The sequence below is a fragment of the Paenirhodobacter populi genome, assembly GCF_004022215.1.
In the GTDB taxonomy this organism is placed as follows: domain Bacteria; phylum Pseudomonadota; class Alphaproteobacteria; order Rhodobacterales; family Rhodobacteraceae; genus Rhodobacter; species Rhodobacter populi.
Genome location: NZ_SAUZ01000018.1, coordinates 92,670 through 108,903 on the forward strand (window position 1 = coordinate 92,670; position 16,234 = coordinate 108,903).

Here is a 16,234-nt window from a genome sequence, read left to right on the forward strand (position 1 = left end):
AATTGCCGCAGCGGCGTAGAAGGATAGATAATCAGGCCTTGAGCGCCGCGAGTTCGGCCTTCAGCGTTTCGACCTGCCCGGCCATCTGCTGGAGGGCGGCATAAAGCAGGGCCACAGGCGCACCCCAGTCACCAGCCTTGACATCCTTGATGACCGAGCCATCCGCCAGCGTCACCTCGGGAATGATCGATGCCGATCCGGGGATCGCTGCATCAATGTCATCCATCACGACCGACACGCGGAACTGTCCGTCACGTGCGTCGTGATAGGTCCCTGACCGCACCGTCAGCGCCTTGCTCAGGGCATCGCTGATGGGCTCCAGATCGGGCTTGAGCCTGATGTCCGAGCCGCTTGTCCATGCCCCTTTGAGGGCAAAACCGTTCCCGCTGACTGGATTGAAGAGCCATGCCGCATTTTGGCCTGAACCGTTGTCTGCGGTAATCACCGCATCCACTGCGCCATTGACGGTGGACTGAATGAAGAAATCGGCGATAACCCCTACGATCCCGGAACGCAGTCTCCCGCCGTAGTTGATCTCACCAGGGGTCGTGGTTTGGCTTGATCTTTGCCCCCTGAAACCGACCTCCGCAGATGAGGTCTGCATCGCGCTCCAGGTATTCGTCCCGGAAAGCAGGGGCACGGATCCGCCAGAGGATCCGATCGGATAGCCTGCCGCAACTGTGATCCAGGCCGTATTCGCTGAATTTCGCAGCTTTACCAGCCCGGTTGTCGTGTCTGCCCACAACATGTAAGGCCACGTCGTCGGCGGCGCAGATGGACCGCTGTTGAGCGTGGCCGTCGCGGAAATCGAATTGTTGAACCCCTGCCGGACGGCTGAGCCCGTGCCGTTCGGAACACTCAGGCTTGTCACCTGCGTCATGCTGCTACCTCGTCTGCTATCACCCGCAGCACGCTCACCACAGGTGCCACGTCCGCGCTTTTTGATGTGAGAATGGCGCGGGCCTGCACGCCCCGCGCCCGGTATTCGCCGGCATCCAGTCTCGACCAGTTACCCCAGATCGGCGAGCCTGCAGGATTGTCCGTTGTCGTGCGGACCTGCATCTCGACATCGGCTTCGCCCTGCGCATCGCCATCCCAGTCCTGAAAGGAATCGACGGTTTCGATGCGCCCGTCCCAGTCGTCGCTCAGAACAAGTGAGCTCATCTCGATCAGCGCCCGGAGGCGCACGAGCTTTGCCGCCCCCAAGTTCATTGTCGAACCGAAGGTATACATTCCCTCGGAAACCGGTCCCTCTGGAAAGTCCCAGTTCGGCAGGCTGTCCACATTGCCCGGAAGCGCGTCCCACAGCGTTGGCGAAGACAGCGTCAACTCGCCGTTTACCGCGACCGTTTTGTCATGCGTCCCGGCAAAGCTGGCGTCCGCCTGGAGGATTCCGGCATTCACGAACGCCACCACCTGCGCGCCCGACGCCGTCAGCTTTGTGATCGGCCCGAGTGTGCCAGAGCTATCGACCGCACGCACGAAATAGGTGCCCGGCATCAGCGGCACGACGGCGATCGTGCTGTTGCCAGGCACCTCGTCCAGCGAGACGCTGTTCGACCAGCCCGCATTCGGCACAGCCGAGTGCCGGATGACAATCCGCCCGCCATAACGCACGTCGAGATCCGACGGCAGCGCCCATTTGATGACGGCCAGACCGCCCGCGGTTTGCAGCGTGACATTCTGCAATTCCGATGGCTCACCGGCCATGCCATAGATCTCGGCTTGGTAATACGACCATTCGGACGTTGCGCCGAGGCGGGTGATGGCCTGAACCCGGAACTGCCAGAATCCTGGCATCGCGTCTTCGAAATAGGCCTGCGTATCGCGCGTGTCGGCAATCGTCACCCAGTTCTCGCCATCGGACGACCCCTGAAGGACATACCGATCGACATTGACGCTCTCGCTTTCCGACCAGACGATCAGCGCGCGGGACTTCACGCCGTCGCCCGTGCGGGTGACATAAAGCTCCTCGGACACCGACTGAATGCCGGACGGAGAAACCTGCCAGGCGTTTGGCAGATTGGTCCGCGGCGCCGCAGCGTAGATCTGCATCTCGCTGGCGTTGTGGTCGTAGACCAGCGGCGAGGTTTCCGACAGCGATAGCATCGGCATCAGGCCCAGACCATCCGCAACGGGCTGAAGCGACATGCCGGTCACGACGAACGGCTTGTTCGCCGCGCCCCACCGCGCCCGGGTAAGGGACACGGTATCGCCACAGGCCGCCTGAAGACAGCGCAGCCGACCCGGCCACGAAATCGACATCTGCCGCCGCGCCAGTTCCAGCTGGATCTTGGCGATCCGCTGCGCCGCATAAGCCGACGTGGTGAAAGGCAGCGTCAGATCCTTCCACGCCTCCCGGCCCCTGTCCTCAGCCAGATAGACCGCCGATTGAAAGGCCGGAAAGTCATCCGCCTGCCAGTCATTTTCCGGGCTGATGAACACGCCCCTCACGCCGTTGAAATTGTCCGACCGGCTCATCCGCGTCGTCAGCGTTACATTGCCCGCGGCGTCATCGTCGTTCAGCGCGAGCGACGGGATGCGGTAGGCGCCGGCATGGATGTTCCACGCCCCACCGGAATAGATCGCCTGCCCGCACATCGCGGTGAGCATCGCCTGAATGATCGTCTGCGGCGTCTGCGAAGTGTCGACAATACCATCGCAGCGATAGCGCTGTTCCGATCCGCCGTCTGGACGGGAAACCCATTCATCGCAGACATTCGCCGCCTCGATCAGGCGCCCTTGGCGAATTCCGGTCTCGACGCCCACAGTTGCGCCAAGCCCATATCGGCTGTCGGCCACATAGTCCGCGATACATAGCGCCGCGTTGTTCGTATAGCTTCGCTGTCCCGTGCGCGGATCGAGGATGTCGTTCTTGCCCCGAACGGTGACCGTGACGTTGGGCACGCCATTCGGAAACACCTCGTTCGAGCCGTACAGCATGATGTGGATGTAGGCCACGCCGCGCAGCCGATGATCCGCGGTCCATTTTCCGGGGAAATGATCCATCAGGCTTTGCATCGCGGGCTGATCCGACCCGCCCAGATGCTTCCACGCCCATGCGACAGTGCCACCTTTTTTTGTCAGCACACGGTCCGCCGGACTACCGTCGGCATTGAATGCGAGTTCGCCGTCGAAATAGATCTCGTCGATCCCCTCGACCTGGTGCCCCGCAAGCGCGATCACCAGATGCAGGCGCTTGTCGTCTGTGCTCAGAACCATCGACCCAAATCGATTCTCAAACCCGCCGGAGGTTCCCATGAACACGATGGTGCCCGCCTTGCGAACGCGGCCATAGACCAGCTCGCGCGCCGCAACCGGTTCTTTTGACGACACCTGCCGGGACCTGAGGGCATTGTCCGTTCCGGCCTGCTTCCCCATGAGCGCCGTTGAGACGCCGGACAGCAGCAGGGACGCGCCAAAGTTCGCGACAACGCCCACCCATGTGGTCGCAGCCAGCGCGGCGGCCACGCCGCCAGCCGACAGCGCGGCGCCGCCAAGGGCGATCGCACCGATGACTACCTGAGGCATCTCAAGCCCTCCACGCCGTCTGGCAGTCCGCCAACGGCACCAGCACAAATCCTTCCGGCCCGGCGAAAGCGGCAAGCTCGCCGATGCAGATCCCCATGGCGCCACGGAACATCACCACGTCACCGCGACGCGCCGCGAGGACGCGGGGCAGCGGATCACCCATGATGCCCGCCGCCAGCGCATCCAGATCGCGCCAGCCGTGCCGCTTCAGCCAGCGCCGTGCGCCGCGCGCCGTCGAATACTGGCCGCGCCATGCCTCTGCTGCACTCGGAAGGCCGGTCAGTGCAGCGCGCACGTCCATCGCCCAGGTGGCGCAGTCATGCGCACCCCATGAAAAAGGGCGCCGCCGGGCGCCCTCGATCTTCTCCACAAGGATGGTTTCCCATCCGTCGATCCGTGTCATGACATCTCCCAATCGAGATCCATGTCCTGAATGGTCGTGACGAACTCGAAGCCCCGGTCTCCGGGATAGAGCGTCTTCTGGCTTTCATCCGTGTAGCGCCACTCCCGCGCACGCTGGAGATCGATCAGCTGGTTCTCGTAGCTGATCGTCACCGTGCAGGTATCGGCCCCCTCTTCGATCTGCGGAACATCCAGCAGCCCGGCAAAGATCAGTTCTGGATCGGCCAGCAGCTGCCAGTCCTCGGACATGAAGCCGAGGTAAAGCCGTCCCGGCGCGCCCTGCTGCGCCTCGTCGATGGCGATCTGCACCAGATCCAGCGGCACGCCAGATAACGAGATCGAGGCACCGTTCGCGGTCACCTCATTCGTTTCCTCGATCGAGCCGATTCCCATCAGCGTTCCGGCACCCGCCCAGGTCCGTCCGCCCCAGACGAGACTACCCAGACCGGACCAGAGCCGCACCGTGCCGGACGCGAACTCTCCCTCGAACAGCGCGATGATGCGGACGCGATCAGCAGCCAGAGCCGCGGCATTGGCGGGAGAGAGATCGCGGCTCATAGTGCCTCCACGGCGGAGATGTCAAAAATCGTGACGACGAAACCGACGGGCGCAGAGACCTTGGACGAGGCCCGCAATGTTACTGCAGGAGCCTTGATTTCGACGAAAGTTCCATTCGATGGTGATGCCCGAAGACGCGGGACAAAGCGCAGAACGGCAGCCCCACCGGAAGTGGGAACCGCGTCCTCAGTCAGTTGATGGAGACGGTGATATCCTCCGATCTCGACCGAGAAGAAATCACCAGCGCGCAGGCTGATATCTCCCCATGCGCCCGCCACGTTCAGGCTGTTCCCGGATTGGTTCGCCCCAGACACGATGAGCGCGCCGGAACCGACACCCTCCTGCCAGTCGCGAAAGGTGAACGGGAGTTTCTTGTTCAGGATCGAATTCGCGAACACTTCGAATTCGCGGCCCCGGGCCTTTGCCTCGATCGTGAAGGACCAACGCTCCCCGCCGAAATCCTGCACCTGTTCGGCATAGGAAAAAGGCGAGGAAGTCGACACGATCGCACTGTCCAGAGCGCGCGTGACACCCGTCACATAGGACTTCGGAAACTCGGCAACCATCAGGCCCCCCTTTTCTGCGCCATTTTCATGGCCGAGACCGACTGGGCGATGAGTGTTGGCGCTACCTCATTCAGCTTTCGCGCGATCAGATCAGCCGTTCCTTCGGTGGCGCCACGGGCGTCAACAGAGATACTGATCCCGCCTGATCCAGTCCCATCCATCATCCGTTTCGAAACGTCGTGTGGAATGATTCGCGAGCCGGAAGGAAGATCCACGATCTCACCGCCCCGCTCATTGATCGCCGTCAGTCCGCCGCGCCAGTTGTTGGTGCCATTCGCATTCGCGCCGATCCCGAAGCCCTTGAGGACGCTTCCCATCCATCCAGAGTTTTGCGTGAACATGTTCTGGAACGCGGCGTTCATCACCATCTCAGCGAGTTTGCCGATGATCTGCCCCACCATGTCCTTGAACGACGAAGCGCCGGTAAGAAACGACGAGAACGCCGACGAAATCGACGACTGCCATTCCTTCGTCGCATCCTTGAGGGACTGCATCCCGGCATTCATCTTTGTGATGGCGGCGATCTGCTTCCCGTCATTGCTGTCCGCCGAAACCCCCGCGTCACGCTGATTGCGCCACACGTCAGCATCGACATCCGACATGCTCATGGTCGCCTTCAGCTCGGCGTTCTGCTCTTTGAGCCGCTTCATCACCTCCTGAAGGCTGGAAAGCTTTGCCTTCGCCTTGTCGGAGGCGGAAGAGACCTGATCGAGGCCGCCGCCCAGACGATTGAAGCCACCCGCTGCGTCATCGGCAGCTTGTGCCGCCGCTCGTGCCGCCGCCGCTTGCTCCTCGGCGGCCAATTGCGCCGCGCCCAGCTCCTGCGTGATTACCGCACTTTGACCGGCGAAATCCGTGCCAAAGAGAGAGTTCATTCCGTCGGCTATGGTCCAGGTGAAATCGACCCACCGGCCAGCCATATCGCGCAAGACCTCGAAAAACTTCGCCTTGAACGTATACCACGCGGCAGACAGCCCACCGACGCTCCGCGTCCATTCCATAACCCGATAGGTTATTTCCCCAATTGCAACTGCGATCAGACCAATACCTGTAGCCGCAATTGCCCCCTTCATCGCGGCCAGCGCGCCGACAAGAGAAAACGTAGCCACGCGCGCCGCTGCGAACGCCGCGACCCATTTCGCCCCAATCACCGCGAGAAATGCTGTCACATAGGCCGTCATGTGCGGGATCTGCGCTGCTATCGCGCGCACCGTGTCACCGATAATGTTCCCCTCTTTCGACGCCTCAACGAAGGCATTGGCAAGGGCAGTCATCGCCGGAACAACCTGTTGCGCGATGATGTTTCGGAACCCGGAAAACGCCATCTGGACATCACTAAACGACTGCTTCGCACGAGCAAAAGCCGCGATAGTCTTATTGTCCAGAACGGCCCCGAGCGAAGCCGCCTTGGCGGCATACTCGGCCATGCCCTTTCCGCCATCCCTCAGGAGCGGCAGCAGCGCGGTGCTGTCGGACGCCATCGCCTCCATATAGAAGGTGAAATCCTGCTGGTTCACGTTCGCCTTTTTCAGGCTGTCCACGTAGAGTTGCAGCGCCTGTGGACCGGACAGATTGCGGAACTGCTCCGCCGTGACGCCGACTTTGGGGCCGATTACGTCGAAGAAATCCTTCATCGGGCCGCCTCCGGTCGAGATGAAATCCCCCACCCGGTCATTCACGTCCTTGAGGATATCCGCCAGCTTCTCCTGCTCGATGCCGACAGACTTGGCACCCGCAGACCAACCCTGGAACTCAACAGCCGACGCGTTGGAAAGCTGCGCGGCGCGCTGGATCTCCGCGCCCATATTCGCTGCCGCAACGCCAATCGCCGCCATAGCAGGGGCTGCGGCAGCAATGGCCCCACCCATGATCTTGCCAACCTGACCCGCGAAGGCCTTCGCCTGTGTCTGCGCCTGCTTGACGCCAGCGGTGAACGCCGCGCTGTCCAGTCCGAGCGAGACATAGAGGGCACCGATTGCGTCTGCCATACCGTATCTCCCAAAAGAAAGACCCACAGCAATCGCCATGGGTCTCTGATCGCACGCCTAATCAGTCAGGCTACTTTATTCGCATCATGTCCGGGGCGAATACGACTTCAAGCTGCTGCCACCAGCCGTATTTCTCAGCAGGAAGTGGAAAGCCGTCCGCTCCCGCTCGAATGACGGCGCGCCGCGCGGCCTCAAATGCCTGCATCGCCGCCGCGCCAGATCCGCCCGAATGTGCCGTCATTCTGATCGAGCTATTCACCGGACTGCCGTTCATCTGCATATCGAACTGCACCGTTATCGAGACTTTCATCGCCTCTGTGCTTAGCGATCCAACGTTCCACTGCCTCCGCAGGTCAACCAAAATGGCCTCTTTTTCGCCAGCAGTTAAGGGCGGCCCGCTGCGATCAGACCTCGGAACATGTAAACGCCAATCTCCCGTCGCGGTTTCCTTCGGGACAGCAGACACCGAAAACACCAGATCCCGACCTGCCGCTCTGTCCGGTAATTCTGGCAGCGGAAAGTCGAGATCAACGGCTTCACCTGGCTCTATGCCGCCAGCAACAGAAAAACTGCCGCCACTTCTTGCCCACGGGATTGAGCGCCCATCCTCTCCGACGACGACCACATACGTTAACGATCCGACAGCCTTATCTTCATTATTTGTCACGCTGCACTTTATAGACCGAGTTTCACGCCGACATTGTTCGGCACTCACGCCATCGGCTAGTGCCGGTAGAGAAATAGTAGCAGATACAACCAGTGCAATTGTCCTAAGCATCGTGACCTCCAATACAAAAGCATCAGAGGTGCAAACACTGGCATCGTCAAGTTGATGATCGCCGGGGCCACCACAGCCCCGGCTCGTGTTATGCGGCTTGCCCGACCAGCGCACGCACATTGACGATCCTGTGGAACCTTACTGCCGCCCCAACGCCCGATCGATCCGATCCCACGCCGCGTGGAAAGCCTTGACCCTCGCCGCGCGGGATTTCGGAGCTTCTTTCCGTCCAACGAAAGCCTTCAGCGTCACCGGCCTTTCGAGATAGGGGAGCATGGCACTGAACCAGACCATTTCCCGCTCGCGCTCCAGACGGATCGCCGCGCCCTCCATCTCGACGGCCATCAGGCGCGGCGTGATCGACCAGAACCGCTCCGGGGCCAGCCCGGCGCCGATGTAGAGAGCGCAGGCACGGGCGAGGTTCAGCGCTTCCGCTTCCCCGCCCCCACCGCGTTTCCCGATGCGTCCGGGAGTGCCGCCACCATGAGCCGCCCGATCAGTTCCGGATCGGCCGTCAGCATATCGTCGGCCAGATCGGAGGCCTCGATGGCCGGCATCTTTTCACCCTTGGCGAGCGCCTTCGCCGCGATGTCAATCATGAGCGCGAAGGGCGGCGTCTTGCCGTCCTGATTGCTCAGGCGATCAAGGAAGTCGTCCCCATGCGCGGCTTGGATCTCCGCGAGGACGCCCCACGTCAGCCGCAGGGTGTATTCCTTGCCGCCAAAGGTATGGTGCAATGCACCGGTCACATCAGCCATGGTTCACCTCACGGGGTCACGGGTCGCGGGTTCGTCGCCCGTCGCTCGAAGATCTTCAGGTTCAGCGTCACCATGCGTTTCTCGCCGACGGACGCCTGCGGGATGAAGGTGTTGACGTAACCGCGATAGGTGCGTCGGATGCCGCCCACGACGAACTCGATCAGGACGTTCTCATATTCGCCCGTCTCGGTCAGGGTGGCGAGGTTGTCGAGCAGGACCTGTGACGCATGCGTCGGCCAGAATTGCAGATCCTGCGACCAGTCTGCCGATCCCATCATGCCGGGAATCGTCTCGCGCGCGCGGCCCGGAGACTGCATGTGCGTCACGTCGATATCGTCGGGCGTGCGCTCGGGCGTGTTCAGCGTTTCGATCCCGTAGATCTGGGTCCATTCGGTGACCGTGGCGCCGGCCGGGCTCGTGGGCCCGATCCACAGTTCGTCATCCCAAGCCACCTCGGCTTGCGAAGCAAGTTCAGCCATGATCAGGCCTCCATGTTACAATGAAATCCTGCGAGAACCGGAAGGGGCGCCCCGCGGCGCCGTCCTCATAGATCTCGCGCTCTGCGTCGATCAGGATCAGCCGGATTTCCCCGGCGCGCTTCCCGTTCAATGCACCTAGAACCGCCCGCGACAACGCACGAGCTGCGGGACGGTCCGTGCCGTAGCTGTCCACCTGGACACGGTATTGCCAGAAGCCCCCTGCCCCCTGCATGTGCGGATTGTCGGTGGCGCTGATGACGGTCACGACCAGATATGACGGCACCGCATCCTGCGGCGCTACGCCCCAGAATACGCCAGCGGCCACGATCTCTTGCACCGCCGACGAACCAGTCAGCATCGCCCAGAAGGCCTCATCCATTTTCTCAGCCTTTCGCCCTGCGTTTCGCCTGCCGTTTCACGGCCTTATCGATCAGCACACGCATTTCCGTGCTGATGATGCGCAGAGCCTCATCCTTGTTGCCGTCCCATGCGGGCCGGATAAACGGCTGCGGCGCAGTTCCGGGATGATCCGCGCCCTTGAACATACCGCCCGCCTTGTGTGGGGCCGTGCCGAACTCTACCAGATGAGCATACGGTGCCTTCACGGATGGCCCGACGAACATCATCACCGGCGGCATGGTTCCCTTCGCAGCCCGCCTCGCATCGCGCATTTGCCGAACAGCCGCTGCTTTATCAAAACCTGCGCGCATCGCAGCAGCGTATGCTGCCTTGCCTGCCTCGCCCTTGATCTTAGTGCCAACCGTGATGCTGCGCTTAAGGCGGCCGCCGCCTTTGGCCCTCTCTGGCGCCTTCTGCTGCATGGCTTCCGCGATCGGTTGCCCTGCCTTCTTAAGCGCGTTTCGCACGACGGTCTTGCGTGTGACGGTTTTTTCGAGCTGCATCAACGCTGCCTCAAGATCTCTAAGCCCTTCGACCTTGACCGTCGCCATCAGTCCAGCCTCGCTTCTGCCGTGATCTCAAGATAGTCACGCCGACCCCTTTGCTTTACGCCCACAATGGAAAACGTCAGGCCCTCCGTCACAAATCGATCCTTCGGCTTGATGTCCCGCGAGAGCGTTGTTGATCTGACGACGAAACGGGAAACGACCGTCCCCTGAACCGTCCCGGCCGCGGCCTTTTCCGCATCCGAGATGTCCGACCGACCCGCCCATATCCGCCCGATCGGCTGCCAATCGGGTTTCCAGCCTGACGGCGTATTCTCGCCGGCGTCGCGCTCTATGGTGATGCGGCGGTCCAGCGCGCCGGCGGTCATATCCGCACCCACCGGATCGGCGCCAGCAGAGCGTTCACGGCCATCGGTAGCTCCGCGAAGCTCCCTTGGGTCACCGCTTCCCGATTCTCATACCAGTGGGCGACCATCAGCTTCACGATCATCTGCACGCTGGCGAGAATATCCTCCGGCGCTTGAGCGGTCAGCGTGACCGTCGCCGCTTCGGTCATCGTCACCAGAGAGCCGAGCGCGTCATGAGACAGTGTCGCTGTCCCTGCGTCGGCCCCGACCGTCTGCACGCCGGGAAACGGCAGCCGATAGGTGCCGGGCGCGTCATAGGTCACCTGCCACGTCTGCGGCATGATGCAGCGCCCCAAAACGCCGCGATACCCATCCAGCCACCCCACGGCAGCGGCCTGATAGGCGGTGATCAGCATGTCATCATCATCGCTGTCCACGCGCAGATGCGCCTTTAGGTCTTCCAAAGAAACAACGGGGTCGGCCGGGGCGACCGTGCGAACAGGGGTCATATCAGAACCTCAAATCGGCTTAATAAAGGGGCGGCTTCCCGCCCCTCAGGAAACCGATCACACGGCAATGTCGCCGTAGACGAAGGCTTCCGGGCGATACACGGCCAGCGCGAGACGCTCTTCGGCGAGGATCGTCACGAGGTTTTTCGTGAAGTCGTCGTTCTCGTAGCCCACCTCAATGCGCGCATCCCACCGATCGAACAGCTGGGCGCCAAGCTTGAAGGCGCCGGTCAGGAACTTGCCCGTGGCGATCGCATGCGTCTCGACGACCGGCAGGCCCCAGAGCGTCGGCTGGATGGAGCCCTGCGGATTCGCGATCAGATACCAGCCCGCCGTATCCTTCAGCCGCTCGATGTTCGACCAGTCGATCGGGTGCAGGACGTGGCCGGTCGCCGGGTATTCGGCAAGAACCGCCTGAAGCATGGCGATCCGCAGGACATCCAGCGTGGTTTCCGCAGCATCCGCACCGGCGGGCGGCGCATAGGCCGTCGCCTGAGGGATGATGCCATGCAGGTTCTGGCCGGTGCCGTCGCCGTTCAGGATCTGGGCTTCTTCCTTGAACCGAAGGCCGAAGATCAGGTGCTGGTCGATCAGGGATTGCAGCTGAGAAAAGTCCGACAGCGCCTGCTTGGGCGCCTTCATCCAGTGGGCGATGACCCTGGCCGTAGTGGTGACCAGGTCCAGCTGGATATCCGAGGACGGCTTCGCCGCGCCCTCGGCGACGGGGGCGGCATTGTTGTTGAACCCCTTCTCGATCACGTACTCCAGCGCATTCCCATCCATACGACCCGACGAGATCAGATCGCGAATGGTCAGCTTGCGCTGCGGGATTTCGAGGATGCCCGGCAGTCGGGTCGTGGGAATGGCGGCGCCGATGGACCCAGCGGCATCGGTGGTCGAGCTGGTCAGCGTCGCCTTGATGCGCACATCCGCACGGCCGACCGATTTCGCGAAGCCCGCTTCCGCGAAGGCCTTGAACCCGTCGCCCTCGACGAGCTGTTCGCCGATGGACTTGACCTGGCTGCGCGTGTCATCGCCGTCGCGCGCAAGTTTCTGTTCCAGCTCATCGAGCGCGGTCTTGAGTCCGTTCATCTTGAGGAGCGCCTCATCGGCCTTTTCCTTCACGCCGGAAGCCAGAGCTTCACCGGCCTTGGCTTTGCCAAGCGCCTCCTCGGCGATGCCCTTGACCTCGTTCAGGGACGCATCGAACGCAGCTTTCGTTTCGGCGGCAAGCTGCTCCGCCGTTTTGGTTTCCGCCATGGGAACCTCCAGTAATGTGTGGATGGGGCGTCAGCCCCGCATGGCCGCCCAGAACCGGGCCGCCTCGTCTTCCGCCTTGGCAGGTTCCCCCTGCCCCTTCAGGTGGACGCGCGCGGCACGCTCCGCCTGCGAATTCGAGAGGCCAAGACCCTTGGCCAGTCGCTCGAACTCTCGCTCAGTCAGCCGATCCCCGGCTGATAGCTTTTCGATAAGATCCTCGCATCCCTCGGACTTGGCCGAGGTGATCTTCGCCCGCTCATTCATCGGGAACGTGACCGGCGAGACCTCGTAGAGATCCACCGTCTTCAGCAGGCGGTAATTTCCGTCCGGCTCCGAGGATTTGGTGATGTAGCCGATCGACAGGCCACCGACGGCGCCAGCCTTCATCAGGGCGAGGGTCTCGCGGGCCTTCGGAACATCCATCACCAGACGCCCTTTGCCCCACAACCCCTTCGCATCCTCGGCCAGATCATCCCAGACCCCGATGGGCTGGCTCGGATCGTGATTCCAGAGCATCTTGACCGTCCGCCCGGTCTGCCGCGCCTTCGCGAGGCTCTCGACGAACGCGCCCGGCATCACCTTGTCACCGCCCTTGTCCACGTTGCCGAACGTCGAAGCGTAACCCTCGATCACGCCCTCATCCGACAGCGTCTTGATCTCAAGGCTAAAGTCCTTGGTTTCCATCGCTGGACCCTTCCGTTTGCGAGATCGGGATATTCTGCATCTGCATCCGAACCTCATCGCCTCCCGCTACCGGGGACAGATTTTCGAGTGCGCGAACCTCATTGATCGTCATCGCCCCGATCTGTGTCATGGTCTGGTAGAACGATGACCGGGCAACGCTGTCGCCGCGCAGGAGCCCCTCCAGGTTGAACTTGACGAACAGGCCAGCAGCCTTGTCATCGGCCGTCAGCAGCTGCTGCGCGATCGCCATCTCGATCCGCTTCAACCGACGACGAAGCGTGAACTTCTGGAACATCAGGACCTGCTGTTCCACGCTCGTCGGCCAGGCTGTCGATCCGCCCGAATGTCCGATCATCACCGGCGGGACGCCGAAGAACCGGCAGATCTCCTCAACGGAAAACTGACGGGTCTCCAACATCTGCGCATCTTCTGGCGTCAGCGAAAGCGGCGTGAAGGTCATGCCCCCTTCCGCAATCCACGGACGCCCCGCGTTCACAGCCCCGGCGTAACTTTCGGCCAGCGCCCGCGTCTGCTTTCGAAGATCCTCGGACAGCCACTCTTTGGTGGTGATGATGCCGCTCGGGCGCATGCCATTCCTGAATGTCGCCGACGCCGTCTTTTCGGCCGCCAGCGCGGCCGACAGGGTGTTGCGCGCGACGGTCAGCGTCGACATGCCTCCGAGAGGATCGCCGCCCGGCCCACGGACATGCAGGATATCGCGGTCGCGCAAGCGATAGGATTTCCCCTCATACGACCAGCTGTATTCCAGCGCGCCAGTATCGAGGCGGCGCACGAACACAAGATCCGGGCGCACCGGATAAAGCGCCACAACCTTCGCGCCGCTGCGCACAACGCGGGCATAGGCATTGCCCCACAGCTCCAACGACAGGCACATGAAGTCCCAGAAATCGAGCGCCGTCTGGTCGTAGTTCGGCGCATTGTGCAGTACCGCGTAAAGCGGATGGTCCGTCACTGCCGCAGGAACCCGGCCGGACTGCCGATATACCTCGCATGGCAACGAGGAAATCGTGCCGGAGATCAGGTTCGAACAGGCCCACGCCGCCGAAAGGCCGAGGGTCGATGTCGCACTGACCGGAATACCGGCATCGCCCATACCACCGCCAAGCACGTCGCGTCCGTCCGTCCACCGAACATTGCTCTCCGCTTTTCTTTGCAGGCCGATCAAAGACAAGGCCCGGTCCATCAGTGCCATAGGTCAAGCCTCCAGGCTGGCGAAGAAACCGGCCATCTTTACGTTGTTGTCGTTCGGTTGCGGGTTCAGAAACATCAGCATGGCGGCGTCGAAGGCGGCCATAAGGGGGTCGATCTTCGCCGCCCCGGACGCCTCTTTGGTCACCATGTAATTGTTCCTCACAAGCTCCTGCTTGGCATTGCCAACCGCCCAGTTCAGGAGCGGCTGATTACCGTGCAGGAGGCGTTTCGATTCCAGCTTCAGCGGCATCGTCGTGATCGCCGTCTGAAGCGCCCACCCCTGCTTGACGGCCTGCACGAGCGGTTCGCCCATCCCGAGATCGTTCAGGGCGTCGAACAGCAAGGCGATGCCCGCGCTGTCCAGACCGATGCCCGACGCCTCGGGCAGCAAGCCCGCCGACCAGATCTGAGCGCAGATGGCGGCGGCCTCGGCCGCCTGATCCTCGCCCGTCTGAACCACGCTCAGATGTCCGTCGGCCTCGAAATCGCGAAGGCGCGGCGCGATCTGCTCGCGCTGCGTGAAAACGCTCGGTCTCGCCCACGCCTTGGCCCAGAGAAGCCATGCCTTGTCCGACCGGCGCCGGCCGATCACCGCGAGTGCGGCGAGGTCATCAGCCCCGCCCCAGTCCACGCCGATCGTGCAGACCTCGCTCTCCTCCATCAGCGAATCGAGCGTCAGCCCCTCGCAGACGGCTCCTTCCCAGTGGATTGCCCCAGACCATGCGGCGCTGCCCAGGCCGACGCCAATTTCGATGTTCAGATGCTGGCTGGCCCAGATCTGTTCCGTCTCTTTCGACACCCGGCCGTTGTTGTCGTAATCGTCCTGCAGCGCCTGCTCGTCGATCGACAGGCCGAGGTTCGGAAGCACGAGGCGCCAGTTTTCGCGATCCTGCCAGAAGGCCTTGTTGCGCTGAAGCTCATCCGGGAACTCGTAGAGAACAGGCAGCATGATCGGGGACTTCCCGCCCTTGCCGTCGCGAATGTCCCGTGCCTTTTTCAGTTCCGATTTCCAGATGCCCGCCGGCGCCTCGTCGGACTGCGTCGTGATGAACAGCACCTTGCCGCGCTGCATGGTGATGCCGCCACCGCGGATCTGCTGCATCACCTTGGCCGCCTTGGCCTTCTTGCCCAACTCGTGCAGCTCATCGATGATCGTCAGCACGGGAATTTCGCCCGTGACGATCGAGGTGTCGAACGTCTTCACATCGAGCGCCGTGCCGGTCTTGCGCCGGGTGATCGTCTTCAGATGCTCCTGAACCTTGAAGATATCCTTCAACTGCTGATCCAGGTTGATCATGCCCTGCGCCTGACTGAACAGACGCTCGGAAATGTTCTGGCTCGGACCGACCAGCAGCATCTGCCTGTTCGGGGCTTCCTCCATGTAAAGAGCCGTCAGGGCCAGCGCCGCGACATAGGTCGACTTCGAGTTCTTCTTCGGGATCATGCAAAGCAGTTCCCAGACGATCTCCCGGCCGGTCTGCGGGTCCTCGCTCGCCATGAAGGCGCACAGCAGATCCTTGAACCAGTCCCCGCAGGCAACAGCCATCTTCGGATTCCCGGAGACGTCCGGGAGCCGCAGCCGGTTGAAGAACGCCAGAACCTTCGCTGCCTTCTCCTCATTGAGAGGAACCTCAGCCATCGGTGTTTCGCCGTTCTGGATTTTCCCCCACCAGTCCGGGCAGGCGAAGCGTGGCAGCGGGTCAGTTTGGCCGGACATTGTGCGTTGCCTCGAATTCGAGTTCGGCCATCAACGCCTCGTCGGCGTCGAGCGCCTTCTGTTCGTCGACCACCTTCTTGCCGACCTTCGGCGGCGGCTTCTCTTTGGCTTTCGCCGCGAAGGCCCGCTCGGCTTCCATGCGGTCGTTCTTTTCGAGCAGTTGGACGAACAGCCGCTCCGCACCGACATTGCCGGACTGCGCCTGCGTCCAGACGCGCATCAGGCGTTCAGCCTCAAGGCGGTCGCGAGCAGCATCCCGGATTTGCAGCTCGGATCTAAAATGCCGCTTCAGCGTCGGAACGGAAATCGCCTTCCCGGTCCTTGGGTCAAGGATCACCCCGGCGATCCTGTCGTTCGACCAGCCAGCCGCCAGCAACATGCTGACTTTGTTGGAGTTTTCCATAGTCCATTCGAAGGCGGGGCGGCCCCGCCTCTTGTTGGCAGCCGACCAGACCTCACCGAACAGGTTCCGGAACTGATCCGGGTCCGAATTTTCGTCGGTCATGAGAAAAAAATCCCTCGCTGAGGGGGACGCGGGTC

19 protein-coding genes are annotated in these 16,234 nt (G+C 62.1%); all 19 read right to left on the reverse strand.

What is annotated here, in order from left to right; all coding sequences use genetic code 11:
* Positions 1-31: 31 nt before the first annotated feature.
* Positions 32-880 (reverse strand): hypothetical protein, encoded by an 849-nt coding sequence (locus D2T30_RS15630; protein ID WP_128209643.1) that lies wholly within the window; start codon positions 878-880, stop codon positions 32-34.
* The gene (locus D2T30_RS15635; protein ID WP_241651306.1) at positions 877-3,471 is read right to left on the reverse strand and encodes a phage tail protein; all 2,595 of its coding nucleotides are present in this window, start codon (positions 3,469-3,471) and stop codon (positions 877-879) included. Before D2T30_RS15635 ends, D2T30_RS15630 begins: the two co-directional genes overlap by 4 nt.
* Before the next feature lie 61 nt (positions 3,472-3,532).
* Entirely contained in the window at positions 3,533-3,934 is a 402-nt protein-coding gene (locus D2T30_RS15640; RefSeq protein ID WP_128209644.1) for a DUF6950 family protein, read from the reverse strand.
* Complete coding sequence (locus D2T30_RS15645) at positions 3,931-4,491, reverse strand: hypothetical protein (RefSeq protein WP_128209645.1); 561 nt, start codon at positions 4,489-4,491, stop codon at positions 3,931-3,933. Before D2T30_RS15645 ends, D2T30_RS15640 begins: the two co-directional genes overlap by 4 nt.
* Positions 4,488-5,057: a hypothetical protein gene (locus tag D2T30_RS15650; RefSeq protein WP_128209646.1), complete on the reverse strand. Its 570-nt coding sequence runs from the start codon at positions 5,055-5,057 to the stop codon at positions 4,488-4,490. The genes D2T30_RS15645 and D2T30_RS15650 overlap by 4 nt, the downstream gene beginning before the upstream one ends.
* Positions 5,057-7,045 carry a hypothetical protein gene (locus D2T30_RS15655; protein WP_128209647.1) on the reverse strand — a complete coding sequence of 663 codons (1,989 nt, stop codon included), beginning with the start codon at positions 7,043-7,045 and terminating at the stop codon, positions 5,057-5,059. The genes D2T30_RS15650 and D2T30_RS15655 overlap by 1 nt, the downstream gene beginning before the upstream one ends.
* Before the next feature lie 70 nt (positions 7,046-7,115).
* Positions 7,116-7,943 carry a hypothetical protein gene (locus D2T30_RS15660; protein WP_128209648.1) on the reverse strand — a complete coding sequence of 276 codons (828 nt, stop codon included), beginning with the start codon at positions 7,941-7,943 and terminating at the stop codon, positions 7,116-7,118.
* 18 nt (positions 7,944-7,961) lie between these two features.
* Entirely contained in the window at positions 7,962-8,168 is a 207-nt protein-coding gene (locus D2T30_RS15665) for a hypothetical protein (RefSeq protein WP_128209649.1), read from the reverse strand.
* 77 nt (positions 8,169-8,245) lie between these two features.
* A complete protein-coding gene (locus D2T30_RS15670; protein WP_128209650.1) occupies positions 8,246-8,581 on the reverse strand; it encodes a hypothetical protein in 336 nt (111 codons plus the stop codon).
* Positions 8,582-8,589: 8 nt separating this feature from the next.
* The gene (locus tag D2T30_RS15675; RefSeq protein ID WP_128209651.1) at positions 8,590-9,060 is read right to left on the reverse strand and encodes a phage tail tube protein; all 471 of its coding nucleotides are present in this window, start codon (positions 9,058-9,060) and stop codon (positions 8,590-8,592) included.
* A complete protein-coding gene (gp17, locus tag D2T30_RS15680) occupies positions 9,053-9,439 on the reverse strand; it encodes a tail completion protein gp17 (protein WP_128209652.1) in 387 nt (128 codons plus the stop codon). Before gp17 ends, D2T30_RS15675 begins: the two co-directional genes overlap by 8 nt.
* A 4-nt stretch (positions 9,440-9,443) precedes the next feature.
* Positions 9,444-10,010, reverse strand: a complete 567-nt coding sequence (locus D2T30_RS15685; RefSeq protein WP_128209653.1) for an HK97-gp10 family putative phage morphogenesis protein — start codon at positions 10,008-10,010, stop codon at positions 9,444-9,446.
* Positions 10,010-10,333, reverse strand: coding sequence for a head-tail adaptor protein (locus tag D2T30_RS15690; protein WP_128209654.1), 324 nt, complete (start codon positions 10,331-10,333; stop codon positions 10,010-10,012). Before D2T30_RS15690 ends, D2T30_RS15685 begins: the two co-directional genes overlap by 1 nt.
* Entirely contained in the window at positions 10,330-10,821 is a 492-nt protein-coding gene (locus D2T30_RS15695) for a head-tail connector protein (RefSeq protein WP_128209655.1), read from the reverse strand. Before D2T30_RS15695 ends, D2T30_RS15690 begins: the two co-directional genes overlap by 4 nt.
* A gap of 57 nt (positions 10,822-10,878) precedes the next feature.
* Positions 10,879-12,081 (reverse strand): phage major capsid protein, encoded by a 1,203-nt coding sequence (locus D2T30_RS15700; RefSeq protein ID WP_128209656.1) that lies wholly within the window; start codon positions 12,079-12,081, stop codon positions 10,879-10,881.
* Positions 12,082-12,111: 30 nt separating this feature from the next.
* Positions 12,112-12,765 (reverse strand): HK97 family phage prohead protease, encoded by a 654-nt coding sequence (locus tag D2T30_RS15705; RefSeq protein WP_128209657.1) that lies wholly within the window; start codon positions 12,763-12,765, stop codon positions 12,112-12,114.
* On the reverse strand, positions 12,746-13,978 hold the full coding sequence (locus D2T30_RS15710; RefSeq protein ID WP_128209658.1) for a phage portal protein: 1,233 nt from the start codon (positions 13,976-13,978) through the stop codon (positions 12,746-12,748). Before D2T30_RS15710 ends, D2T30_RS15705 begins: the two co-directional genes overlap by 20 nt.
* 3 nt (positions 13,979-13,981) lie before the next feature.
* A complete protein-coding gene (locus D2T30_RS15715; RefSeq protein WP_338325446.1) occupies positions 13,982-15,694 on the reverse strand; it encodes a terminase large subunit domain-containing protein in 1,713 nt (570 codons plus the stop codon).
* Positions 15,678-16,199, reverse strand: coding sequence for a hypothetical protein (locus tag D2T30_RS15720; protein ID WP_241651307.1), 522 nt, complete (start codon positions 16,197-16,199; stop codon positions 15,678-15,680). Before D2T30_RS15720 ends, D2T30_RS15715 begins: the two co-directional genes overlap by 17 nt.
* Positions 16,200-16,234 lie beyond the last annotated feature (35 nt).